The organism is Streptomyces torulosus (assembly GCF_001419765.1).
GTDB classification, from domain to species: domain Bacteria; phylum Actinomycetota; class Actinomycetes; order Streptomycetales; family Streptomycetaceae; genus Streptomyces; species Streptomyces torulosus.
In genome coordinates, this window is record NZ_LIRK01000176.1 from 1 (window position 1) to 23,640 (window position 23,640).

At 70.6% G+C, this 23,640-nt stretch carries 19 protein-coding genes; 1 reads left to right on the top strand and 18 read right to left on the bottom strand.

Going from position 1 to position 23,640, the window contains the following annotated elements; translation table 11 throughout:
- Nucleotides 1–141 precede the first annotated feature (141 nt).
- From AOK23_RS12570 to AOK23_RS12585, 4 genes are all read right to left on the bottom strand, one after another.
- Nucleotides 142–558 (bottom strand): GNAT family N-acetyltransferase, encoded by a 417-nt coding sequence (locus tag AOK23_RS12570; RefSeq protein ID WP_055712812.1) that lies wholly within the window; start codon nt 556–558, stop codon nt 142–144.
- 71 nt (nt 559–629) lie between these two features.
- On the bottom strand, nt 630–1,574 hold the full coding sequence (locus AOK23_RS12575; protein ID WP_055712801.1) for an RluA family pseudouridine synthase: 945 nt from the start codon (nt 1,572–1,574) through the stop codon (nt 630–632).
- 81 nt (nt 1,575–1,655) lie between these two features.
- The gene (lspA, locus tag AOK23_RS12580; RefSeq protein ID WP_055712802.1) at nt 1,656–2,267 is read right to left on the bottom strand and encodes a signal peptidase II; all 612 of its coding nucleotides are present in this window, start codon (nt 2,265–2,267) and stop codon (nt 1,656–1,658) included.
- 81 nt (nt 2,268–2,348) lie between these two features.
- Nucleotides 2,349–3,392: a TraR/DksA family transcriptional regulator gene (locus AOK23_RS12585; protein WP_055712803.1), complete on the bottom strand. Its 1,044-nt coding sequence runs from the start codon at nt 3,390–3,392 to the stop codon at nt 2,349–2,351.
- Nucleotides 3,393–4,030: 638 nt separating this feature from the next.
- Between AOK23_RS12585 and ileS the strand changes: the two genes are divergently transcribed.
- Entirely contained in the window at nt 4,031–7,174 is a 3,144-nt protein-coding gene (gene ileS / locus AOK23_RS12590) for an isoleucine--tRNA ligase (protein ID WP_055712804.1), read from the top strand.
- Between the two features lie 254 nt (nt 7,175–7,428).
- On the opposite strand, the gene AOK23_RS12595 is transcribed toward ileS, so the two are convergent.
- The 14 genes from AOK23_RS12595 to AOK23_RS12660 all read right to left on the bottom strand — a co-directional run.
- Nucleotides 7,429–8,649, bottom strand: a complete 1,221-nt coding sequence (locus tag AOK23_RS12595; protein WP_055712805.1) for a DivIVA domain-containing protein — start codon at nt 8,647–8,649, stop codon at nt 7,429–7,431.
- Between the two features lie 46 nt (nt 8,650–8,695).
- Nucleotides 8,696–8,992 carry a YggT family protein gene (locus tag AOK23_RS12600; protein ID WP_055538813.1) on the bottom strand — a complete coding sequence of 99 codons (297 nt, stop codon included), beginning with the start codon at nt 8,990–8,992 and terminating at the stop codon, nt 8,696–8,698.
- 61 nt (nt 8,993–9,053) lie between these two features.
- A complete protein-coding gene (locus tag AOK23_RS12605) occupies nt 9,054–9,704 on the bottom strand; it encodes a cell division protein SepF (RefSeq protein ID WP_055712806.1) in 651 nt (216 codons plus the stop codon).
- Between the two features lie 128 nt (nt 9,705–9,832).
- Nucleotides 9,833–10,552 (bottom strand): YggS family pyridoxal phosphate-dependent enzyme, encoded by a 720-nt coding sequence (locus tag AOK23_RS12610; RefSeq protein WP_055712813.1) that lies wholly within the window; start codon nt 10,550–10,552, stop codon nt 9,833–9,835.
- Nucleotides 10,553–10,557: 5 nt separating this feature from the next.
- A complete protein-coding gene (gene pgeF, locus AOK23_RS12615) occupies nt 10,558–11,289 on the bottom strand; it encodes a peptidoglycan editing factor PgeF (protein ID WP_055712807.1) in 732 nt (243 codons plus the stop codon).
- On the bottom strand, nt 11,286–12,476 hold the full coding sequence (ftsZ, locus tag AOK23_RS12620) for a cell division protein FtsZ (RefSeq protein ID WP_055712808.1): 1,191 nt from the start codon (nt 12,474–12,476) through the stop codon (nt 11,286–11,288). The genes pgeF and ftsZ overlap by 4 nt, the downstream gene beginning before the upstream one ends.
- A 279-nt stretch (nt 12,477–12,755) precedes the next feature.
- Nucleotides 12,756–13,559: a cell division protein FtsQ/DivIB gene (locus AOK23_RS12625; protein ID WP_055712809.1), complete on the bottom strand. Its 804-nt coding sequence runs from the start codon at nt 13,557–13,559 to the stop codon at nt 12,756–12,758.
- A gap of 24 nt (nt 13,560–13,583) precedes the next feature.
- Nucleotides 13,584–14,672, bottom strand: a complete 1,089-nt coding sequence (murG, locus tag AOK23_RS12630) for an undecaprenyldiphospho-muramoylpentapeptide beta-N-acetylglucosaminyltransferase (RefSeq protein WP_055521865.1) — start codon at nt 14,670–14,672, stop codon at nt 13,584–13,586.
- Between the two features lie 33 nt (nt 14,673–14,705).
- Entirely contained in the window at nt 14,706–16,031 is a 1,326-nt protein-coding gene (gene ftsW / locus AOK23_RS12635) for a putative lipid II flippase FtsW (RefSeq protein ID WP_055521864.1), read from the bottom strand.
- Between the two features lie 94 nt (nt 16,032–16,125).
- Nucleotides 16,126–17,553 (bottom strand): UDP-N-acetylmuramoyl-L-alanine--D-glutamate ligase, encoded by a 1,428-nt coding sequence (murD, locus tag AOK23_RS12640; RefSeq protein WP_055712810.1) that lies wholly within the window; start codon nt 17,551–17,553, stop codon nt 16,126–16,128.
- A complete protein-coding gene (gene mraY / locus AOK23_RS12645; protein WP_055542685.1) occupies nt 17,535–18,608 on the bottom strand; it encodes a phospho-N-acetylmuramoyl-pentapeptide-transferase in 1,074 nt (357 codons plus the stop codon). The genes murD and mraY overlap by 19 nt, the downstream gene beginning before the upstream one ends.
- A complete protein-coding gene (locus AOK23_RS12650; RefSeq protein WP_055521861.1) occupies nt 18,605–20,020 on the bottom strand; it encodes a UDP-N-acetylmuramoyl-tripeptide--D-alanyl-D-alanine ligase in 1,416 nt (471 codons plus the stop codon). Before AOK23_RS12650 ends, mraY begins: the two co-directional genes overlap by 4 nt.
- 4 nt (nt 20,021–20,024) lie before the next feature.
- Nucleotides 20,025–21,701, bottom strand: coding sequence for a UDP-N-acetylmuramoyl-L-alanyl-D-glutamate--2,6-diaminopimelate ligase (locus tag AOK23_RS12655; protein WP_206336187.1), 1,677 nt, complete (start codon nt 21,699–21,701; stop codon nt 20,025–20,027).
- Between the two features lie 82 nt (nt 21,702–21,783).
- Nucleotides 21,784–23,640: peptidoglycan D,D-transpeptidase FtsI family protein (locus tag AOK23_RS12660; protein ID WP_240496370.1), on the bottom strand; the 1,857-nt coding region annotated here is incomplete at its 5' end.

Below are 23,640 nucleotides of genomic sequence, written 5' to 3' on the forward strand. Positions count from 1 at the left end.
CATCCCACCCCGTTCCGTCCCACGCCACCCCACGAACCCGGCACGGGGAGTCGGGCACCAGGCACCGGCCGTCGACCGTCGGGCACCAGGCATCGGCCGTCGGCGCCGGGCCTCAGGCACCGAGCCCGCCGGGTCTCGGCCCTACAGCGACCGCCTCATCGCCCGGTGCGGTATCCCCGCGTCCGGGAACTCCGGTCCGTACGCCTCGTACCCCAGCCGCTCGTAGAACCCCAGCGCATGCGTCTGCGCGCCCAAGTGCACGGCGGTCAGGCCCCGCGCGCGTGCCGCGTCCTCGACGGCCCGCACGAGCGCGACGCCCACACCCAGCCCGCGGGCCGCCGGCACGACCGCCAGCCGCCCCAGGGAGCCGACGCCCGGCTCCCCACCGGTCTTGCCGGCGGCGGCCGCCCCGTGGAGCAGCCGTCCGGCGCCGAGCGGCACCCCGTCGTCCCGCACGGCGAGCACATGCACGGCCACCTCGTCGTACGCGTCGTACTCGAGGTCCTCCGGCACGCCCTGCTCGACGACGAAGACCTCCTTGCGCACCGCGAAGCACATCGCGCGGTCGGCGGGGTCGTCGGCCACGCGCACGGCGTACGCCACCGGCTCCGGGCTCGCGGGCACGTCGCTCACGCGTACGTCTCCTCCCGCACCTTGTCGAGGGCCTTCTGCAGGTCGGCCGGGTAGTCGCTCTCGAACTCGACCCAGCTGCCGTCCCCGGGGTGCTCGAAGCCGAGCCGGACCGCGTGCAGCCACTGGCGGGTGAGGCCGAGGCGCTTGGCGAGCGTCGGGTCGGCGCCGTACGTCAGGTCGCCCACGCACGGGTGCCGGTGGGCGGACATGTGGACGCGGATCTGGTGCGTACGCCCGGTCTCCAGCTTGATGTCGAGCAGGGAGGCGGCGCGGAACGCCTCCACCAGGTCGTAGTGCGTGACGGACGGCTTGCCCTCGGCGATGACCGCCCACTTGTAGTCGTGGTTCGGGTGCCGCCCGATGGGCGCGTCGATGGTGCCGCTCGTCGGGTCGGGATGTCCCTGGACCAGCGCGTGGTACCGCTTGTCGACGGTCCGCTCCTTGAACTGGCGCTTCAGGAACGTGTACGCGTACTCGGACTTGGCGACCACCATCAGGCCGGACGTGCCCACGTCGAGCCGGTGGACGATGCCCTGGCGCTCGGCGGCGCCGGACGTCGAGATCCGGTACCCGGCGGCGGCGAGCCCGCCGATCACGGTCGGCCCGGACCAGCCGGGGCTGGGGTGGGCGGCCACCCCGACCGGCTTGACGATCACGACCACGTCATCGTCGTCGTGCACGATCTCCATGCCCTCGACCGCCTCGGCCACCACCTGCACCGGCGCGGGCGCCTGCGGCATCTCGACCTCCAGCCAGGCCCCGCCGCGCACCCGCTCCGATTTGCCGACCACCGATCCGTCGACCGCGACCTTCCCCGCGGCGGCGAGCTCCGCGGCCTTGGTACGGGAGAAGCCGAACATGCGGGAGATGGCGGCGTCGACGCGCTCGCCCTCCAGGCCGTCGGGCACGGGCAGGGTACGGATCTCGGGAAGCGTGCTCACCCGTCGAGTATGCCGGACCGCCACGACACGCCCGACCGCGCCTGTGGAAAACTCCCACGACCCCGGCCGAACCCGGGGCACTCAGTCCTTGTGGACGGTGCCGTCCGGGTCGAGCCCCCGGAAGGACAGCAGCACGATCAGGATGCCGCCGCACACGATCGCCGAGTCCGCCAGGTTGAACACGGCGAAGCCCTTGGGCGCGATGAAGTCGACGACCGCGCCCTCGAAGACGCCCGGCGAGCGGAAGATCCGGTCGGTGAGGTTGCCCAGCGCGCCGCCCAGCAGCAGTCCGAGCGCGATCGCCCAGGGCAGGCTGTAGAGCTTGCGCGCGAGCCGGGCGATCACCACGATCACGATCGCAGCGATCATCGTGAAGATGATCGTGAAGGCCTCGCCGAAGCCGAAGGCCGCGCCCGCGTTGCGGATCGCCTCGAACTTCAGCCAGTCCCCGATGATCTCGATCGGCTCGTGGTGCTCCAGCTCGGCGACCACGATCATCTTGCTGACCAGGTCGAGCACGTACGCCAGCGCGGCGACCCCGAACAGCACGGCGATACGGCGCTTGCCGCGCGGGCGCGCGGGCGCGTCGGCCCGCTCGGCGTCTGCGCCGTTCCCGCCGTCGGACTGCTCCGGGTCCGTGCCCGCCGCCTCTGGGATGTCCGGCGTACCGATGATGCGCTCCGCCTCTGCCACGTGAGTCCCTCAACCTAGGTTCCTGACTGAGGACAAAGGTACGACACGACCTCCGGGGACCAGGGGCTCAGGCGGGGATCACTACCGCCGTTCCTGTTTCTGCTTGCACTCGACGCACAGCGTGGCCCTCGGGAAGGCCTGCATGCGCGCCTTGCCGATCGGGTTGCCGCAGCTCTCGCAGAGGCCGTACGTGCCCGTGGCGAGCCGTTCCAGGGCGCGCTCGGTCTGGTCGAGCATCTCGCGCGCGTTGTGGGCCAGCGCCATCTCGTGCTCACGCGTGATGTTCTTGGCGCCGGTGTCGGCCTGGTCGTCGCCCGCGCCGTCGCCGGAGTCCCGCATGAGACCCGTGAGCGACTTCTCGGAGGCGTCCAGCTCCGCCCGCAGCCGCGTCGCCTCGGACGTCAGCTCCGTACGGGCCTCGGCGACCTCCTCCGGGCTCCAGGGGTCCTCACCGGGCCGTACCGCCAGTTCGCCGGGGTCCGCCGCGGCGGGCCGTGCCTTGGGGACGGCGGTGGGCTTCTTCGCCGCCGTAGCCGTACCAGGAGTGTTCTTCGCAACCACCGTCGTGGCTCCCGTCGTCTCGGCGGCCTCGGCCGCGCCCGCCTTCTCGGCCTCGCTCGTCGCAGAGGTGTTCCGGGCGGTGCTCTTCTTGGATGTGCTGCTCTTCGTGGCCGCCGTCTTCCCGGCGGCACCCTTCTTGGCCACCGCATTGGTGGCCGCGCTCTTCCCGGCCGCCGACCGCGCGGCGGCACCGTTCTTCCCGGCGGCCTTCCGGGCCGCTGCCTTCCTCACCGCGGCCTTCTCGGCCGTGGTCTCCCGCGCCTCGGTCTCCTTCCCCTCGGTCTTCCTGGCCGCGGTCTTCTTGGCAGCGGTCTTCTTCCCCGCAGTCCTCTTCGCGGCGCTCGCGCCGGCCGTCTTCTTCTTCGTCACCCGCACGGCCCCGGCACCAGGCGTGCCCTCGTCCTGGGCGCCGGACCTCGGCCCCACCGCGGCGGTCTTCGCGGCTCCCTTCTCCGCCGTCGTTCCCTCGGCGCCCGTCTTCCGGGCGCTCGTCCTGCTGGTGGCCGCCTTCGTTCCCAGGGTCGCGGGGACCCGCTTCTTGCCGCTCACGTCCTTCGCCACCATGGCCGCGGCCCCTTCACATATTGTGATATTGCACGCGAATCGTGCTGGGACGATAAATCGACCCGAGTCCCGCGGCAACGGGGCACACCACCCGTTCCGGCCGCCCCGCGACCGTCACGCGGCGAGCCTGCAAGCGTTGTGCCCAGCTCCCCGCCGGGTATTCCGCCCCACAGCGGGTCCCGGGATCCGGACGTCCGGGCCGCTCCATTCGGGTCACCCCGCAGGTCACCGCGTCACCCGGCCGCCGAGCCCGCCGAAGGCCCCCGCCGGCCCCGCCACGGGCGCCGCAAAACCGGTCGGCCGCTGTCCGCCCGGCGCCGTACACTGGGCGCAGCGAAAAGCGTGGATGGGGACGAGTAGCGCCGTACGCAGCCAAGAGCGACCCGGGGACGGTGGAAGCCCGGGGGCGAGCGCGACGCGAAGATCACCCCGGAGCCGCCGGAAGAACGCCGGGCCCCTCGGGACACGGCCAGTAGACCCGGCATCGCGACCTCAATGAGGGGGCTCGTCACGGCGTACGACGCGACGACGGGCCAAGGAGGGTGGTACCGCGGGAGCGCGCCGCACACGGCGTACGCAGGATGAAGGCTCTCGTCCCTCCGACGGAAGGCAGCAAGTCCGTTGGAGGAAGCTCGCTCATGACAGAGCCGACGTACCGCCAGGTGCCCGCCCAGGTCGACCTGCCCGCGCTCGAGCACGCGGTGCTCGACTTCTGGCGCGAGCAGAAGATCTTCGCCAAGAGCCTGGAGCAGTCCGAGGGTCGCCCCGAATGGGTGTTCTACGAGGGTCCGCCCACCGCCAACGGCATGCCGGGCGCCCACCACATCGAGGCCCGTGTCTTCAAGGACGTCTTCCCCCGCTTCCGCACCATGCGCGGCTACCACGTGGCCCGCAAGGCCGGCTGGGACTGCCACGGCCTGCCGGTGGAGCTGGCGGTCGAGAAGGAGCTGGGCTTCAACGGCAAGAAGGACATCGAGGCGTACGGCATCGCCGAGTTCAACGCCAAGTGCCGTGAGTCCGTGCTCCGCCACACCGACGCGTTCTCCGACCTGACGACCCGCATGGGCTACTGGGTCGACCTCGACGACGCGTACGTGACCATGGAGCCCGAGTACATCGAGTCCGTCTGGTGGTCGCTGAAGGAGATCTTCAACAAGGGCCTGCTGGTCCAGGACCACCGCGTGGCCCCCTGGTGCCCCCGCTGCGGCACCGGCCTGTCGGACCACGAGCTGGCGCAGGGCTACGAGACGGTCGTCGACCCCTCGGTGTACGTCCGTTTCCCGCTCACCTCCGGTCCGCTCGCGGGCGAGGCCGCGCTCCTGGTGTGGACGACCACGCCGTGGACGCTGGTGTCCAACACCGCGGTCGCCGCCCACCCCGAGGTCACCTACGTGGTGGCCACGGACGGCACCGAGAAGCTCGTCGTCGCCGAGCCGCTCGTCGACAAGGCGCTCGGCGAGGGCTGGGAGACCACCGGTCAGTCCTTCACCGGCGCCGAGATGGAGCGCTGGACCTATCAACGTCCGTTCGAGCTCGTGGAGTTCCCCGAGCCCGCCCACTTCGTGGTGAACGCCGAGTACGTGACCACCGAGGACGGCACGGGTCTGGTCCACCAGTCCCCCGCCTTCGGTGAGGACGACCTCAAGGTGTGCCGGGCATACGGCCTGCCGGTGATCAACCCGGTCCGCCCGGACGGCACGTTCGAGGAGGACGTCCCGCTGGTCGGCGGCGTCTTCTTCAAGAAGGCGGACGAGAAGCTCACCGAGGACCTCCAGACCCGGGGCCTGCTGTTCAAGCACATCCCGTACGAGCACAGCTACCCCCACTGCTGGCGCTGCCACACCGCGCTCCTCTACTACGCGCAGCCGTCCTGGTACATCCGCACCACCGCCGTCAAGGACCGCCTCCTCCAGGAGAACGAGAAGACCAACTGGTTCCCGGACACGGTCAAGCACGGCCGTTTCGGCGACTGGCTGAACAACAACATCGACTGGGCGCTGTCCCGCAACCGCTACTGGGGCACCCCGCTGCCGATCTGGCGCTGCGAGGAGGGCCACCTCACCTGCGTGGGCTCCCGCGAGGAGCTGAGCCGGCTCTCCGGCACCGACCAGTCGGAGCTGGACCCGCACCGCCCGTTCATCGACGCGGTCACCTTCGCGTGCCCCGAGGGCGGCTGCGCCGCCACCGCCACCCGCGTCCCGGAGGTCATCGACGCCTGGTACGACTCGGGCTCGATGCCGTTCGCGCAGTGGGGCTACCCGTACAAGAACAAGGAACTCTTCGAGAGCCGCTACCCGGCCCAGTTCATCAGCGAGGCCATCGACCAGACCCGCGGCTGGTTCTACACGCTGATGGCGGTCGGCACCCTGGTCTTCGACAAGTCCAGTTACGAGAACGTCGTGTGCCTCGGCCACATCCTCGCCGAGGACGGCCGCAAGATGTCCAAGCACCTCGGCAACATCCTGCAGCCCATCCCGCTCATGGACCAGCACGGCGCCGACGCGGTCCGCTGGTTCATGGCGGCCGGCGGCTCCCCCTGGGCGGCCCGCCGCGTCGGCCACGGCACGATCCAGGAGGTCGTGCGCAAGACCCTCCTCACGTACTGGAACACGGTCGCCTTCCAGGCCCTGTACGCCCGTACGTCGAACTGGGCGCCGTCCGAGGCCGACCCGGCCCCCGCCGACCGCCCCGTCCTGGACCGCTGGCTGCTGAGCGAGCTGCACGCCCTGGTCGACCAGGTGACACAGTCGCTGGAGGCGTACGACACCCAGCGCGCCGGCAAGCTCCTCTCCGCGTTCGTGGACGACCTGTCGAACTGGTACGTCCGCCGCTCGCGCCGCCGCTTCTGGCAGGGCGACAAGGCCGCGCTGCGCACCCTGCACGAGGTCGTCGAGACGGTCACCAAGCTGATGGCCCCGCTGACCCCGTTCATCACCGAGCGGGTCTGGCAGGACCTGATCGTGCCGGTGTCCCCGGGCGCCCCGGAGTCGGTGCACCTGGCGTCCTGGCCGGAGGCGGACCTCACCGCCATCGACCCGGAGCTGTCGAAGCAGATGGTGCTCGTCCGCCGTCTCGTGGAGCTGGGCCGCGCCACGCGTGCGGAGTCGGGCGTCAAGACCCGCCAGCCGCTGTCCCGCGCCCTGGTGGCCGCCACCGGGTTCGACTCCCTGGACCCCGAGCTGCACACCCAGATCACGGAAGAGCTGAACGTGAGCTCGCTCGCCTCGCTGAGCGAGGTCGGCGGCAGCCTGGTGGACACCACCGCCAAGGCGAACTTCCGCGCCCTCGGCAAGCGTTTCGGCAAGCGCGTCCAGGACGTGGCCAAGGCCGTGGCGAACGCGGACGCCGCCGCCCTCTCCCTCGCCCTGCGTGAGGGCACGGCGTCGGTCGAGGTCGACGGCGAGACGATCACCCTGGCGCCGGACGAGGTGATCATCACGGAGACCCCGCGCGAGGGCTGGTCGGTCGCCTCCGACTCGGGGGCGACGGTGGCCCTGGACCTGGAGATCACGGAGGAGCTCCGCCGGGCGGGTCTCGCCCGTGACGCGATCCGTCTGATCCAGGAGGCCCGCAAGAACAGCGGCCTCGACGTGGCCGACCGCATCGCGCTGCGCTGGACCGCGACCGACGAGGCGGTGGTCGACGCGCTCACCGAGCACGCCGGGCTGATCGCCGACGAGGTCCTCGCCACGGACTTCGCCACCGGGGAGGCCGACGACACCTACGGCGCCCCGTTCACGGACGAGGCCCTGACCCTGACGTTCCGCCTCCGCAAGGCGTGACGCGGCCCCGCTGAACCGCCCGGCTCGGAGCCGACCGCTCCGAGCCGCGGCGCCGATCATGACCGAAGGCCCGGCGACACCTCACAGGCGGTGTCGCCGGGCCTTCGGCGTGGTGTGCGCAGGACATCCGCCCCACCCGCAAACGACCGTCCCCATCACCCCCGAACGCGCGTACACAAGGGCGGGGCCCCGGACCGAAGAGATCCGGGGCCCCGCCCTGAACGCTGCCGACGCCTATGGCGTGCCGGTGATGATCAGTTGTCGTCCTCGTCGATGAGGAAGCCACGCATCGGCGAGGGAGCCTGCCCCATCGGCGACGGACCCTGCGGCCGGACCGGAGCCATCGGCTGGGTCATGGCCGGGGACATCTGCTGCTGACCGCCGTAGGAGGGCGCGGCCGGCGCCGGCGCGCCACCCATGCCCTGGCCGCCGTACGACGGCGCGCTCGCACCGGCCGGCGCCATGGACGGCGACGGGGACGGCGGCAGCGACGCGGTCGCCGGGGTCCGCGGCGGGGCCAGCGAGTCGTCCGCCTGGGTCTCCAGCTGACGCAGCTGCGACTCCAGGTAGGACTTCAGACGCGTGCGGTACTCGCGCTCGAAGCCGCGCAGGTCCTCGACCTTGCGCTCCAGCGTGGCGCGGGCGGACTCCAGGGAGCCCATCGCGACGCGGTGCTTCTCCTGCGCGTCCCGCTCCAGGGCGTCGGCCTTGGCACGGGCGTCCCGCTCCAGACCCTCGGCGCGGCTACGGGCCTCGCCGACGATCTTGTTGGCCTCGGAACGGGCCTCGGCGATCGCCTGGTCGGCGGTCTGCTGGGCCAGCGAGAGCACACGCGCGGCGCTGTCGCCGCCCGGGCCCTGACCGGGGCCGCCCATCGGACCACCCATGGGGCCGCCCATCGGGCCACCCATCTGCTGCATGGGCGGCTGGCCGCCCATCGGGCCCTGCCCCATCTGGGGCTGGCCCATCTGGCCCTGACCCATGGGGCCCTGGCCCATCGGTCCCTGACCCATCGGTCCGGGACCCTGCTGCCCCTGGCCACCGGGGCCGGCGGGCAGCTGCGGCGCACCGCTCGGCAGCTGGGGCGGGCCACCCATGGGGCCCCCCATCTGCTGCGGCGGGCCCGATATCCCAGCAGGTACGGGAGCGCCGGGTCCCCGCATGCCCTGCTGCTGCATGCCACCCTGCTGCATTCCGCCCTGCTGCATGCCACCTTGCTGCATGCCACCTTGCTGCATGCCGCCCTGCTGCTGGTCCTGCGGCTCGGGGGGCTTGCGCATGTTCTGCTGATTCTGGGCAGCAGCACGCGTGGCCGCGGCGAGCTTGGCACGCAGGTCCTCGTTCTCACGAAGCAAGCGCGTCAGTTCGGCTTCGACCTCATCGAGGAAGGCATCGACCTCGTCCTCGTCATAGCCTTCTCGGAGGCGGACGGTCGTGAACTGCTTGTTCCGCACGTCCTCGGGGGTCAACGGCATCTCTTCACCTCAACGTAGTCGTCGGCATTCGGCAAGACCGCATCTCTCACACCGTTCCCATCCCGCTGGCCACTACCGTGCGCAGGATAAAAACGATGATCATCAGCACGAAGAAGGACAGGTCGAGCGCCACGCCCCCGAGACGCAGCGGCGGAATGAACCGCCGCAGAAGCTTGAGCGGTGGATCAGTGACAGTGTAGGTGGCCTCCAGAACGACCACCATCGCCTTGCCGGGTTGCCATGAGCGGGCGAACTGGAAGACGTAGTCCATGACCAACCGGAAGATCAGCACGATGAAGAACACCGTCAGCGCGATGTAGAGGATCGTCAAGACCACGCTCATGTCCGGTGTTTCCCTCTCCCCGTTCCGTGCTGCCTGTACTGCTGTTTCCGGGTGGTGCGTCTCAGCTCTGGTTGAAGAACCCGCCCTCTGCGATGCGGGCCTTGTCCTCCGCCGTGACATCGACGTTAGCAGGCGACAACAGGAACACCTTCTGCGTCACCCGCTCGATGCTGCCGTGAAGACCAAACACCAAACCTGCCGCAAAGTCGACAAGTCGCTTCGCATCTGTGTCGTCCATCTCAGTCAGATTCATGATCACCGGGGTGCCCTCACGGAAGTGTTCCCCGATGGTACGGGCCTCGTTGTAGGTCCGCGGGTGCAACGTCGTGATCCGATACGGCTCTCGTTCGGACACGACCTTGGGCATGATCACCGGTGCGTTCTTCTCCAGACTGGAACGGTCTTGTGTGATGGACGCCACGGGCGCGATCCGGGCGGGTCGCACCGATTCCGCGGGGAGCGAAGTGGCGTGCGCCACCGGCTCGCGCTGCGCCGGGGGCTGCACCACTCGCACCGATTCGTCCCTTTGGGACTGATGTGACTGGTGTGACTGGTGTGACTGGTGCACCGGTTCGTGGCGCCGGTGGTCCCGCTCGGGCTCGGGGTCGAGCTCGGGCTCGAAGTCGTCATCGGGGTCGAATCCCCTGCCGTCGTACCCATCGTCCTCCACGAGGCCGAGGTAGACCGCCATCTTGCGCATCGCGCCGGCCATGCTCTGAGTCCTCCGCTCTGTGGTGGATCGACTGACGACTTCCCAAGTGCCCGCGATCCACGAGGTCGTTGCGCCGCCCTTCGACGGAATGACCATATTTTCTGCTGTGGTCCGACTTCTTGGCGACGTTACCCGAGCCTGGGACGGACTCCGAGTACCGCAGTGCCGACGCGCACATGTGTCGCCCCTGCCGCCACGGCCTCCTCGAGGTCCGCACTCATCCCTGCGGAGACCATGTTCGCAGCCGGATGGGCGCGGCGCAGGTCGGTCGACAAATCCATCAACCGCCCGAAGGCCTCGCGTTGGCGCCCGGCGTACTCGCCGGTGAGCGGCGCTACGGTCATCAGACCATCGAGCCGTACCCCCGGCGAGTCCGCGAGGAGGTCGGCCAACTCGGCGATCCCGTCCGGCCCGACACCGCCGCGCGCCCCCCGGCCGCTCTCGTCCGCGTCGAGGGCGACCTGGATGAGACACCCCACCTCGCGGCCGACCCGGACCGCCTCCTTCGACAGCGCCGTGACGAGCCGGGAGCGGTCGACGGACTGCACGAGATCCGCATAACGCACCACAGAACGGACCTTGTTGGTCTGCAATTGCCCCACGAAGTGCCACACAAGGGGCAGATCCGAGCACTCCGCCGCCTTGGGGGCCGCGTCCTGGTCCTTGTTCTCGGCGACATGACGCACACCGAGCTCCGACAGGATCCGCACATCGCTCGCGGGATAGGTCTTGGTGACCACGATCAGGGTCACCTCTTCGCGCTTGCGCCCCGCGGCCGCGCACGCCGCCGCGATGCGACCCTCCACCTTCGCCAGATTCGCGGCGAGTTGTGCCTTACGGTCGGTCATGCCCATCAGTCCAGCCAGACATATCCCGCGAGTCGCCCTGTGGTGCGGTCGCGGCGGTACGAGAAGTGGTCGTGCGACTCCAGCGTGCACACCGGCGACTGCTCCCGGTCGTGCACCCCCAGTCGCTCCAGCTGGGAGTGCACTCCGGCGCTCACATCCACGGAGGGCGTGCCCCAACTGGTCTCGGCGTACGCCGTCGGCTCCACGGCGGCCACGTCGGCGCGCATCGCTTCGGGCACCTCGTAGCAGCGCCCGCAGACGGTGGGGCCGGTGCGGGCGATGATCCGCGCGGGGTCGGCGCCGAGTTCGATCATGGCCTTGACGGCGGTGGGGACGACCCCGGCGACCATTCCGGGCCTGCCCGCGTGGGCTGCGGCCGCGACCCCGGCGACGGGGTCGGCCAGCAGTACGGGGACGCAGTCGGCGGTGAGCACCGCGAGCGCGAGACCGCGCCCGGTGGTGACGACCGCGTCGACGGAGGGGATGTCGGCGGCGGAGCCCCACGGTCCGTCGATCACCGCCACGTCCGCGCCGTGCACCTGGTTCATCCAGACGACCCGGCCGGGGTCGAGGCCCAGCGATTTCGCGGCCAGCTCCCGGTTGGTCGTCACGGCGGCGGCGTCGTCCCCGACCGCCCCGCCGAGATTGAGCTCCTCATACGGAGCGGCGCTCACCCCGCCCCACCTGTCGGTGAAGGCGAAGTGCGCGCCGCTCACGTTCTCGCGCTGTCCTATCACTTGAGGAAGTCCGGTACGTCCAGCTCCTCGGCCGCGCTGTCCGTGTAGGACCGGGACGGCGGGACCGGCGGGGCGACGGGCGCCTCGCTCACCGGCTCCGGTGCGGGCGCCGGCTCCTCCTTCGGCTTGACGCTGCCGAGCGAGCCGAAGGACGGGCGGGTGTCGGCCGCGCGCACCGGGGCGGGCTCGTCGCGCTTGGCCGCTGCCGAGCCGAGGATGTTGTCCCGCTTGGCCGGGGGCTGCCCGCCGTCGAAGCCGGCCGCGATGACCGTGACGCGGACCTCGTCGCCGAGGGCGTCGTCGATGACCGCGCCGAAGATGATGTTGGCCTCGGGGTGGGCGGCCTCGCTGACCAGCTGGGCGGCCTCGTTGATCTCGAAGAGACCGAGGTCGGACCCGCCGGAGATGGAGAGCAGCACCCCGCGGGCGCCGTCGATGGAGGCCTCCAGCAGCGGCGAGGAGATCGCCATCTCGGCGGCGGCCACCGCGCGGTCGTCGCCGCGGGCCGAGCCGATGCCCATGAGGGCGGAGCCGGCCTCGGACATGACGGACTTGACGTCGGCGAAGTCGAGGTTGATCAAGCCCGGCGTGGTGATGAGGTCGGTGATGCCCTGGACACCGGAGAGGAGGACCTGGTCGGCCGACTTGAAGGCGTCGAGCACCGAGACCTGGCGGTCCGAGATGGACAGCAGCCGGTCGTTCGGGATGACGATGAGGGTGTCGACCTCTTCGCGGAGCTCGGCGATGCCGTCCTCGGCCTGGTTGGCGCGGCGGCGGCCCTCGAAGGTGAAGGGGCGGGTGACCACGCCGATGGTGAGGGCACCCAGATTGCGGGCGATGTTGGCCACGACGGGTGCGCCGCCGGTGCCGGTGCCGCCGCCTTCGCCGGCCGTCACGAAGACCATGTCGGCCCCCTTGAGGACCTCCTCGATCTCCTCGCGGTGGTCCTCGGCGGCCTTGCGGCCGACGGCCGGGTTGGCTCCGGCGCCGAGTCCGCGGGTGAGTTCACGGCCGACGTCGAGCTTGACGTCGGCGTCGCTCATCAACAGAGCTTGCGCGTCGGTGTTGATGGCGATGAACTCGACGCCCTTGAGACCGACCTCGATCATCCGGTTGATGGCATTGACACCACCGCCGCCGACACCGATGACTTTGATGACTGCGAGGTAGTTCTGCGGTGCTGCCACGTCGAAGGCCTCTCGCCTCGAGTTACGTGTCGCCGCCTCGCGGGGTACCCGCGATCCGACGACTGATGCCGAAGTGGGACGGTCCGAACGCCGACCCGAACCCTAACGCTGAAGTTTAGGGTTACCAGTGTGTCTGTTCCTTGGACTCTTCCGAACAGGACACTAAGTCGACAAGTGGCGCACGTTCAACGAACACGCCGAACCTCCCGTTTTTCTTTTCACCCTATGTGATCAGCCGTAGCGGTGCCCAACCAGGGTGCTGGCCTGCACGGATATGCGTCAACTCCCTGATGACGCAGGCGCCGTGGGGACACTCACGTCGAAGTGCCCCGCGTCGGGGGCGGCTTTCATCAGCGCGCTGAGTGCACGGGCCTTCGCACGCCCCTTCTCCACGCTCCCCCAGGCGACGGTTCGGTCCCCGCTCAACTCCAGCGAGATGGAGTCGTAGGAGCGGACCTTGACGACCAGGGTGTCCGGCGCGACCGCGGCCGGAATGTCACCCGCGACCCGCACCGCCTCCCGCACGAGCCGGTCCTCGCCGAATCGCCGCAGACTCGCGGCGGAGGATCCCGGACGGGACAGCGCCAATTCCAGGACGGGAACGCCCTTCGGGGCACGCGAAACGGTGGCAAAACGAACACCCTTCGCGTCGACTTCGACGTACTTGCCCGAATTTCCGGCGGCTTCGACAATCAGGACCGGAGTGCGTTCGGTGACTTTCAGCCCGATTCCATGAGGCCAGGAACGAATGACCTCAACCGAGTCGATTCGGGGCAATTTCTCCAGCAATCGCGACTCGATCGCGTCGGTGTCCACGGAAATCAGCGGCTCCCCGAGGGGCACCTCGGCCGTCTCGCGCACCTGGGCCTCGGTGAGCACCCGAGTGCCCGACACGGAGACCCGCTCGACCCGCAGCCACGACGAGCCGTACAGGGCCCAGACCGAGACCCCGCCGAGCAGCACCAGCGCGACCGCGGCGGCGATCAGGGCCCGCGGGCCGGGCAGCCGCCGGCGACGTCGTGGAAGCGGGCCGGAGTCCAGATCGTCGTCCGCGCCGCGTTCGGCGGTGGTCGGTCCGGCCACGCTCCCCTGCCTTCTGCCGCGCCCCTAGCGGCGCGACGCGATCGCCTCGTACACCATCCCGACGAGCAGGTCGTCGGCGTCCCGGCGGCCGAACTCGCTGGCGGCGCGGGACATCTCGTACAGCCGGTGCGGGTCGGCGAGCACGGGCAGGACGTTCTGCTGGACCCACTGGGGGGTCAGCTCCGCGTCGTCGACCAGCAGTCCGCCGCCGGCCTTGACCACCGGCTGGGCGTTCAGCCGCTGTTCGCCGTTGCCGATGGGCAGCGGGACGTAGGCGGCGGGGAGCCCGACGGCGGAGAGCTCGGCGACGGTCATCGCGCCCGCGCGGCAGAGCATCATGTCGGCCGCGGCGTACGCGAGGTCCATCCGGTCCACGTACGGTACCGGGATGTACGGGGGCATCCCCGGCATCTGGTGTACCTGCGGCAGTTCGTTCTTCGGGCCGACCGCGTGCAGGATCTGGATCCCGGCCTGCTGGAGGTAGGGCGCGACCTGCTGGACCACCTCGTTGAGGCGGCGGGCGCCCTGCGAGCCGCCGGAGACCAGCAGCGTCGGCAGGTTCGGGTCGAGGCCGAACAGGGCGCGGGCCTCGGGCCGCGCCGCGGCACGGTCGAGGGTGGCGATGGAGCGGCGCAGCGGGATGCCGATGTAGCGGGAGTCGCGCAGCTTGCTGTCCGGGGTGGAGACGGCGACCTGGGCCGCGTACCGGGAGCCGATCTTGTTGGCGAGGCCGGGGCGGGCGTTGGCCTCGTGGACGACGATCGGCACCCCGAGGCGCTTGGCGGCGAGGTAGCCGGGCAGGGCGACGTAGCCGCCGAAGCCGACGACGCAGTCCGCCTTGGTGCGCTCCAGGATCTGCTCGGTCGCCTTGATCGTGCCGCGCAGCCGGCCGGGCACGGTGATCAGCTCGGGCGTGGGCTTGCGTGGCAGGGGTACGGCGGGGATCAGCGCGAGTTCGTAGCCGCGCTCGGGGACGAGGCGTGTCTCAAGGCCGCGCTCCGTGCCCAGGGCCGTGATGCCCACGGTCGGGTCCTGCCTGCGCAGGGCGTCCGCGAGGGCGAGCGCGGGCTCGATGTGACCGGCGGTTCCGCCACCGGCGAGGACGACATGCACCGAAATTCACCGCTCTCCGGACGAACGCGCCGTTCAGGCGCGCCGTCGCATCGTGTTCCATCTCCCGGGCCGCCCCGAAGGGCCGCCGCCCCGCTTTCTACCAAAGCGAGGTTGCCGCATCGCAAGCGCCGCCCGCGCAGCGGGCTCGTCGCGTGCGAAGGCGATCAGCAGCCCGATGGCGAACATGGTCGGCAGCAGGGCGGAACCCCCGTAGGAGAACAGCGGGAGGGGGACTCCGGCGATCGGCAGCAGACCGAGCACCGCACCGATGTTGATCACCGCCTGAGCGGTGATCCAGGTGGTCACGCCTCCCGCGGCATACCTGACGAAGGGGTCCTCCGTGCGTCCGGCCACGCGGATACCCGCATAGCCTAGAGCCGCGAAGAGGGCGAGCACCGACAGCGTCCCCGCGAGGCCCAGTTCCTCACCGGTGACGGCGAAGATGAAGTCGGTGTGCGCTTCCGGGAGTTGGCCCCATTTTTCCACACTGGCACCGAGCCCCGAGCCGAAGATTCCGCCCGAGGCGAGGGCGTAGATGCCGTGCACGGCCTGCCAGCAGGTGTCTCCCTGCCCCGGTTCCGTGGCACCGATGCACGCGAGCCGGGCCATACGGTTCTCACTGGTCCTGATCAGGACGAAGCCGATCAGTCCGGCGACCGACAGCACACCCACGAACAGCCTGGTCGGCGCGCCGGCCAGCCACAGCAGGCCGAACAGGATGGCCGTGAGGATGATCGCGGTGCCCATGTCGCCGCCGAGCATGATCAGCCCGAGGAGCATGAACGCCACCGGCACCAGCGGCACCAGCATGTGCTTCCACTGGGTCAGCAGCCGCTTGTCCTCCTTGCGGGCGAGCAGATCGGCCCCCCACAGCACCAGCGCCAGCTTGCCGAACTCGCTGGGCTGGATCTGGAACGAGCCGCCGACGGCGATCCAGTTCTGGTTGCCGTTGATCGACTGCCCTATCCCCGGCACCTGCACCAGGGCCATCAGGAAGACACAGCCGGCCAGGATCGGGTACGCCAGCGCCCGGTGCAGCTTCACCGGCATGCGCGAGGCCACGAGCAGCAGCAGGGCGCCGATCGAGGCCGCGAGGAACTGCTTGCGGAAGAAGAAGGTCCCCGGCAGCGACTTCTGCAGCGCCGTGATCTGCGAGGCCGAGTAGACCATCACCAGACCCAGCACGGTGATCAGCAGACTGCCGCCGAGGATCAGGTAGTACGCGGTGAGCGGACGGTCCCAGGCCCGCCGCGCCCGTGTGTGGAGCCGGCGGACGGGGTTCTCGCGGGACGGGCGGGGGACGGGCGGCCTGCGGGTGAGGCGCTGGACGGGAGGGCGGCCGGTACGGCTACTGGGCATCGGGGGCGCCCTTCCCGCGGCGCACCGACGACATCCGTGTCACGCGTTCCCTCCCAGGTTCGCCCAGCTCCGCCGCCAGGCACGGGCGGGCCGGTCAGCCGTCCGCGGAGGCGAGTTCGCGCACTGCCTCCGCGAACGCGTCCCCGCGCCTGTTGTAGTTGACGAACATGTCCATCGACGCGCAGGCCGGTGCCAGCAGCACCGTGTCGCCCGCCTGTGCGAGCGCCCGTGCCTCGCGGACCGCCGCGAGCATCGCCCCAGTGTCTGTCCGGTCGAGGTCCACGACCGGCACTTCGGGGGCGTGTCGCGCGAGCGCTTCGCGGATCAGCGCGCGGTCCGCGCCGATCAGCACGACGCCCTTCAGCCGCTTCGCCGCCCCGGCGACGAGCTCGTCGAAGGTGGCGCCCTTGGCGAGTCCGCCCGCGATCCACACGATCGACTCGTAGGCCGCCAACGAGGCCTGCGCGGCGTGCGTGTTGGTGGCCTTGGAGTCGTCGATGTACCTGACGCCGTCCATGTCGGCTACGTGCGCGATGCGGTGGGCGTCCGGGGTGAAGGCCCGCAGGCCGTCCCGTACGGCCTTGGCGGGCACGCCGAAGGCGCGGGCCAGGGCGGCCGCGGCGAGGGCGTTGGCGATGTTGTGCGGGGCCGGCGGGTCGATGTCGGAGACCTCGGCGAGTTCCTGGGCGTTCTTCTGCCGGTTCTCGACGAAGGCCCGGTCGACCAGGATGCCGTCGACGACGCCGAGTTGGGACGGGCCCGGGGTGCCGAGCGTGAACCCGATGGCCCGGCAACCCTCTTCGACGTCCGCCTCGCGCACCAGGTCCTCGGTGGCCTTGTCGGCCACGTTATAGACACAGGCGATCCGATTGCCCTCGTAGACGCGGCCCTTGTCCTTGACGTACGCCTCCATGGAGCCGTGCCAGTCGAGGTGGTCGGGGGCGAGGTTCAGGACGGCGGCGGAGTGGGCGCGCAGGGAGGGCGCCCAGTGGAGCTGGTAGCTGGACAGCTCCACGGCCAGGACGTCGTACTGCTCGTCGCCGAGGACGACGTCCAGGAGCGAGACCCCGATGTTGCCGACGGCGGCCGTGCGCAGCCCCGCCGCCCTGAGGATCGAGGCGAGCATCTGGACGGTCGTGGTCTTGCCGTTGGTGCCCGTGACGGCCAGCCAGGGCGCCGCGTCGGGTCCGCGCAGGCGCCAGGCCAGCTCGACGTCGCCCCAGATCTCCAGGCCCGCCTCGCGGGCGGCGGTGAACAGCGGCTTGTCGGGCTTCCAGCCGGGCGCGGTGACGACGAGGTCGGTGCCCTCGGGCAGGGTGGCGCCGTCACCGAGGCGCACGGTGATGCCGAGCGCCTCCAGCTCGGCGGCCTGGGCCCTGGCGCGTTCGTCGTCGCCGTCGTTGACGACCGTGACGGCGGCGCCGAGGCCGTGCAGGACCTTGGCCGCGGGGATGCCGGAGACGCCGAGCCCGGCGACGGTGACGTGCTTGCCCTGCCAGTCGGTCACTTGTCGGCCGCCCATCCCGCGTAGAAGAGGCCCAGTCCGACGATCACACAGATGCCCTGGATGATCCAGAAGCGGACCACTACGAGGACCTCGGACCAGCCCTTGAGTTCGAAGTGGTGCTGGAGCGGTGCCATGCGGAAGACGCGCTTGCCGGTCAGCTTGAACGAGCCGACCTGGATGACGACCGACATGGTGATGAGGACGAACAGGCCGCCGAGGAGCGCCAGGAGCAGCTCGGTGCGGGAGCAGATCGCGAGGCCGGCGAGCGCGCCGCCGAGGGCCAGCGAACCGGTGTCACCCATGAAGATCTTGGCCGGCGAGGTGTTCCACCACAGGAAGCCGAGGCAGGCGCCCATCAGTGCGGAGGCGACGATCGCGAGGTCGAGGGGGTCGCGGACCTCGTAGCAGGCTTCCGGGTTGGTCAGGGTCTGCGTGTTGGCGCAGGACTCCTGGAACTGCCAGACGCCGATGAACGTGTACGCGCCGAAGACGAGCACGGAGGCGCCGGTGGCGAGGCCGTCGAGGCCGTCGGTCAGGTTCACGCCGTTCGACATCGCGAGGATCATGAACAGCGCCCAGATCACGAACAGCACCGGGCCGATGGACCAGCCGAAGTCCTGCACGAAGGAGAGCTTGGTGGAGGCCGGCGTCTGGTCGCGGGCGTCCGGGAACTGCAGCGCGAGGACCGCGAAGCCGATACCGACGATCAGCTGGCCGGCCATCTTGGCCTTGGCGCGCAGGCCGAGCGAACGGCGCTTGACGATCTTGATGTAGTCGTCGAGGAATCCGACGAGGCCCATGCCGCCCATCAGGCCGAGCACCAGCAGACCGGAGAAGGTCGGCGGCTGGCCCGAGATCACCTTGGCCAGGAAGTACGCGACGATCGTCGCCAGGATGAAGGCGATACCACCCATGGTCGGCGTACCGCGCTTGCTGGCGTGCTCGCGCGGGCCGTCGTCACGGATGTACTGGCCGTAGCCCTTGCGGGCCAGCAGCTTGATCAGCAGCGGGGTACCGACCAGCGTCAGGAAGAGACCGATGACTCCTGCGAACAGGATCTGATTCATCATCGCGCGGCAACCTCACCCTCGTTGCCGCCGTCGAGCAGCGCCTGCGCCACACTCTCGAGCCCGACCGACCGGGACGCCTTCACGAGCACGACGTCCCCCGGGCGCAACTGACTGCGCAACAGGTCGATCGCCGCCTGTGCGTCGGACACGTGCACCGACTCCTCACCCCACGAACCCTCGTTGTATGCGCCCAGTTGCAGCCAGGAGGCCTCCCTGCCCCCGACCGCGACGAGCTTGCCGACATTGAGCCGGACGGCGAGCCGTCCGACCGCGTCGTGCTCGGCGAGCGATTCGTCCCCGAGCTCGGCCATCTTGCCGAGCACCGCCCAGGTCCGCCGCCCCTTGCCCATGGCTGCGAGCGCGCGCAGAGCGGCCCGCATGGACTCGGGGTTCGCGTTGTAGGCGTCGTTGACGACCGTCACGCCGTCCGGGCGCTCGGTGACCTCCATCCGCCAACGGGAGAGGGAGCCCGCCTCGGAGAGCGCGGTGGCGATCTCTTCCGCGGACATGCCCAGCTCATGGGCGACGGCGGCCGCGGCGAGCGCGTTCGACACGTGGTGCTCACCGTACAGGCGCATGGTCACATCACTTGCACCGGAGGGTGTGTGAAGGCGGAATGCGGGCTGTCCCGCGTCCGTGAGCCGTACGTTCTCTGCGCGTACGTCCGCTTCGCCGGACTCTCCGAAGAGGACCACCTTGGCCTTCGTACGGGAGGCCATGGCGCGGACGAGGGGATCGTCGGCGTTGAGGATCGCGGCGCCGCCCTCGCTCGCCGGCGGCAGGGCCTCGACCAGCTCGCCCTTGGCCTGCGCGATCTGCTCACGGCCGCCGAACTCGCCGATGTGGGCGGTGCCGACGTTGAGCACGAGGCCCACCTTGGGCGGGGTCAGGCCGGTGAGGTAGCGGATGTGGCCGATACCGCGGGCGCCCATCTCCAGGACGAGGAAACGGGTCTCCTCGGTGGCGCTGAGCGCGGTGAGGGGCAGCCCGATCTCGTTGTTGAGGGAGCCGGGCGTGAACACCGTGGGCGCCTTGCGCCGGAGCACCTGGGCGATCAGGTCCTTGGTGCTGGTCTTGCCCGCGGAGCCGGTGAGGGCGACGAGGGTGGTGCCGAGTTCGCGCACCACATGGCGGGCGAGGGCACCGAGGGCCGCCTGGACGTCGGCCACGACGATCGCGGGCACGCCGACGGGGCGGGACGCCAGCACCGCTGCCGCGCCCGCCTCGACGACCGCGGCCGCGTAGTCGTGGCCGTCCACCCGCTCGCCGACGAAGGCGACGAAGAGGCTGCCGGGCTCCACCTCACGGGAGTCCCGGACGACGGGTCCGGTGACGAGCGCCGACGGATCCGGTATGTCGTGCGTCTGCCCGCCGACGACTTCTGCGATCTCGGCGAGAGAGAGGGCGATCACAAGTTCATCCCTGGGTCTGCTGGATAGCTTCGCGAAGCACCTGGCGGTCGTCGAAGGGACGTACCACGCCGGCGATGTCCTGGCCCTGCTCGTGGCCCTTGCCCGCGACCAGCACGGTGTCGCCGGGTTCCGCGCGGGCCACGGCCGCGGCGATCGCGGCGGCCCGGTCCTCGAAGAGGAGGACCTCGCCGCGCTCGTGGGCCGGCACGGAGGCCGCGCCCTCGAGCATGGTGGCGAGGATCGCGAGGGGGTCCTCGGAGCGGGGGTTGTCGGAGGTCAGTACGGCGGTGTCGGCGAACCGGGCGATGGCGGCGCCCATCGGCGCGCGCTTGGTGCGGTCCCGGTCGCCGCCGCAGCCGAGCACCACGTGCAGCCTGCCCTCGGTGACCTTGCGCAGCGCCTTGAGGACCGACTCGACGGCGTCCGTCTTGTGGGCGTAGTCGACGACCGCGAGGTAGGGCTGCCCGGCGTCCACTCGCTCCAGGCGGCCCGGGACTCCCGGCACGGCGGCGACGCCGTCGGCGGCGGTCTGCGGGTCGATCCCGGCGACGGCCAGGGCGGCGATCGCGGCGAGGGTGTTGGCGACGTTGAACGGGCCCGGCAGCGGCGACCTCGCGGTGATCCGCTCGCCCTTCGGGCCGATCACGGTGAACGTCGAGTCCATCGGGCCGACCTCGACGTCCACGGCGCGCCAGTCGGCGTCGGGGTGGCCCTCGGCGGAGAACGTGACGACCGGGACCGTGGCCTCCTTGGTGAGCCTGCGGCCGTATTCGTCGTCGAGGTTGACGACGCCGAGCCTGCTGCGCTCCGGGGTGAACAGTCCCGCCTTGGCCTGGAAGTAGTCCTCCATGTCGGAGTGGAACTCCATGTGCTCCGGGCTGAGGTTGTTGAACACCGCCACGTCGAAGACGCAGCCGTCGACCCGGCCGAGGACCAGGGCGTGGCTGGACACCTCCATGACGACCGCGTCCGCGCCGCGTTCGCGCATGACGGCGAAGAGGGCCTGGAGGTCGGTGGCCTCGGGGGTGGTGCGCTCGGATTTGATGCGCTCGTCGCCGATGCGCATCTCGACGGTGCCGATGAGCCCGGTGGAGCGCACCGTGCGCAGGCCGCCCTCGACGAGGTAGGCGGTGGTGGTCTTGCCTGAGGTGCCGGTGATGCCGATCTGGAGCAGGTCGCGGCCGGGCCGGCCGTAGATCGTGGCCGCCAGTTCGCCCATCCGTCCGCGCGGGTCGTCGACGACGAGGACCGGGAGCCCGGTGGCGGCGGCGCGCTCGGCCCCGGTCGGGTCGGTCAGGACGGCGACGGCGCCGAGGCCGGCCGCCTGGTTCACGAAGTCGGCGCCGTGCAGCCGGGCGCCGGGCAGGGCGGCGTACAGATCGCCGGGGCGGACGGCGCGGGAGTCATGGGTGATGCCCGTGACCCCAGTGGTGGCCTCCCCGGTCTCCGGCTGTGCGGCACCCAGGTGTCCGGCGAGTTCCGCGAGGGGTGTGGCGGAGACCTGGGCCGGCCTGGGCGGTCCGGGATATGTCACGGAAACGCCCTTCTGGGTGGTTTGGGACTGATCAGCGTGTGGCACGGCGGTGAGCGTACCGGGCGCACCCCCGCCGGAGCGAAGCGAGGGTTTGTGCGAGGGCGGTGGGGCGGCGTGGTTCCCGGGGTCGGGAGTGATCATGGTCACGAGTGCGTTCCTGGCTGGTTGCGCTGATCAGTGGGTGGATCAGGGAGGGGTCAGGAGGGTCGGGGGTCGCCCGGGCGGCGGGTCACGGCTTGAAGCTGACGGGCAGGTTCGCGGGCCCGGCGCCGGTCGGCGGGACCTGGAGGGTCTTCAGGGCGAACTCCATGACCTCCTTGTAGATGGGCCCGCAGATCTGGCCGCCGAAGTAGTTGCCCTTGGTGGCGTTCTGGATGGCGCAGTACACGGTGATCCGCGGCTTGTCCGCGGGTGCGAAGCCGGCGAACGACGAGGTGTAGCCGCGGTATCTGCCGGTGGCCGGATCCACGCGGTTCGCCGTGCCCGTCTTGCCCGCGACCCGGTAGCCGGGGATGCGTGCCTTGGTGCCGGTGCCCTCCTCGTCGTCCACGACGGACTCCAGCATCCTGGCCAGGGTCTTCGCCGTCCTCTCGCTCACGACCCGGGTCTTCTTGGGCTTCGGGGCGGGGGTGAAGCGGCCGTCGGGCCCCTTGGTGCCCCGGACGAGGGTGGGCGCCACGCGGACGCCGCCGTTGGCGATCGTCGAGTAGACGGAGGTCGCCTGCATGGCGTTTATCGAGACGCCCTGACCGAAAGGGATCGTGTACTGCTGCGATGTCGACCAGTCGCCGGGCGCGGCGAGGATGCCCTTGGTCTCGCCGGGGAAGCCGAGCCCGGTGTAGCTGCCGATGCCGAACTTGCGCAGGTAGGAGTAGAGGATCCGGTTGGACTCCCGCTGGTTCCTGCCGAGTTCGCCGGTGGCGAGGATCGTGCCGATGTTGCTGGACTTGGCGAGCACGCCGTTGAGCGTCAGGTACCAGGTCGGGTGGTCGATGTCGTCCTTGAAGAGGCGGTCGCCGCGGTGCAGCCGGTTGGGCACGATGACATGCGTCTCGGGGGTGGCGACGTTCTCCTCCAGTACGGCGGCCATCGACATGACCTTGGCGGTGGAGCCGGGCTCGTAGGCATCCTGGAGGGCCGCGTTGCCCAGGGCATCCGGGTTCGCCCTGGTGAGGTCGTTGGGGTTGAAGCCGGGCGAGTTGGCCATGGCGAGGATCTCGCCGGTGCGGGTGTCCTGCACTATCACGTAGCCGCGGTCCGCCTTGGACTTCTTCACCTGCTCGGTGATGGCGCTCTGCGCGGCCCACTGGATGTCGCGGTCGATGGTCAGCTCGATGTCGGAGCCGGCCACGGCGGGGGTCTCGGCGGAGCCCGCGGTGGGCACGAGGCGTCCGCCGGACTGGGCGTAGCGGATCTTGCCGTTCTTGCCGGACAGCTGGCGGTTCAGCTGCTGCTCGATACCGCCGCCGCCCTTGCCCTCGGCGTTGACCCAGCCCAGTATCCCGGCGGCGAGGTCGCCGTTGGGGTACACGCGTTTGCTGCTGGGCTCCTGGAAGACGCCGGCCAGCACGTTGACGGTGCCCGGGTCGTCCTTGGCCTTCTTGACGAGCGCGGTCTTCAGGTCGGTGATCTGGTTCCAGACCTGGGGGGTCTGGCGGCGGGCGAGGAGCACGTACCGCGTGTTCTTGGTGCGCAGCTTCCCGGCGATCGTGTCCTGGTCGGCGCCGAGGATCGGCGCGAGGAGCGCGGCCGCCTGCTCGGGGCCGTCACCGACCTTGAGCTGGTCGCGCGTGAACATGGTCGGGTCGGCGGTGATGTCGTTGGCGTCCGCGCTGATCGCCAGGTCGACGCCGTTGCGGTCGGTGATCCCGCCCCGCTCGGCGGCGAGGACCCGGCCGACGTAGCGGTTCCGGTCGGCCTTGGCCGCGTACTCGCCGGCGTCGACGGCCTGCACCTGGAGCAGCCGGACGACGAAGGCGATCATCACCAGGGTCAGGGCGAGGCTCACCATGCGCAGCCGGGGGCGGGGGCTGCCCAGGCGGATGGTGCGCGGGGCCGGCTGCCGGGGGCCCGGCCGGCGCTGGCC

Excerpts from the sequence above, each read along its gene's own strand:
- AOK23_RS12610 (WP_055712813.1), bottom strand. The coding sequence starts at position 10,552 with ATGACCGACCGTAAGGCACAACTCGCCGCGAATCTGGCGAAGGTGGAG.
- ftsW (WP_055521864.1), bottom strand. The coding sequence starts at position 16,031 with ATGCCCAGTAGCCGTACCGGCCGCCCTCCCGTCCAGCGCCTCACCCGC.
- AOK23_RS12585 (WP_055712803.1), bottom strand. The coding sequence starts at position 3,392 with ATGGTGGCGAAGGACGTGAGCGGCAAGAAGCGGGTCCCCGCGACCCTG.
- AOK23_RS12605 (WP_055712806.1), bottom strand. The coding sequence starts at position 9,704 with ATGGCCGGCGCGATGCGCAAGATGGCGGTCTACCTCGGCCTCGTGGAG.
- AOK23_RS12595 (WP_055712805.1), bottom strand. The coding sequence starts at position 8,649 with ATGCCGTTGACCCCCGAGGACGTGCGGAACAAGCAGTTCACGACCGTC.
- AOK23_RS12570 (WP_055712812.1), bottom strand. The coding sequence starts at position 558 with ATGTGCTTCGCGGTGCGCAAGGAGGTCTTCGTCGTCGAGCAGGGCGTG.
- mraY (WP_055542685.1), bottom strand. The coding sequence starts at position 18,608 with ATGATGAATCAGATCCTGTTCGCAGGAGTCATCGGTCTCTTCCTGACG.
- AOK23_RS12600 (WP_055538813.1), bottom strand. The coding sequence starts at position 8,992 with ATGAGCGTGGTCTTGACGATCCTCTACATCGCGCTGACGGTGTTCTTC.
- murD (WP_055712810.1), bottom strand. The coding sequence starts at position 17,553 with ATGGGCGGCCGACAAGTGACCGACTGGCAGGGCAAGCACGTCACCGTC.
- ileS (WP_055712804.1), top strand. The coding sequence starts at position 4,031 with ATGACAGAGCCGACGTACCGCCAGGTGCCCGCCCAGGTCGACCTGCCC.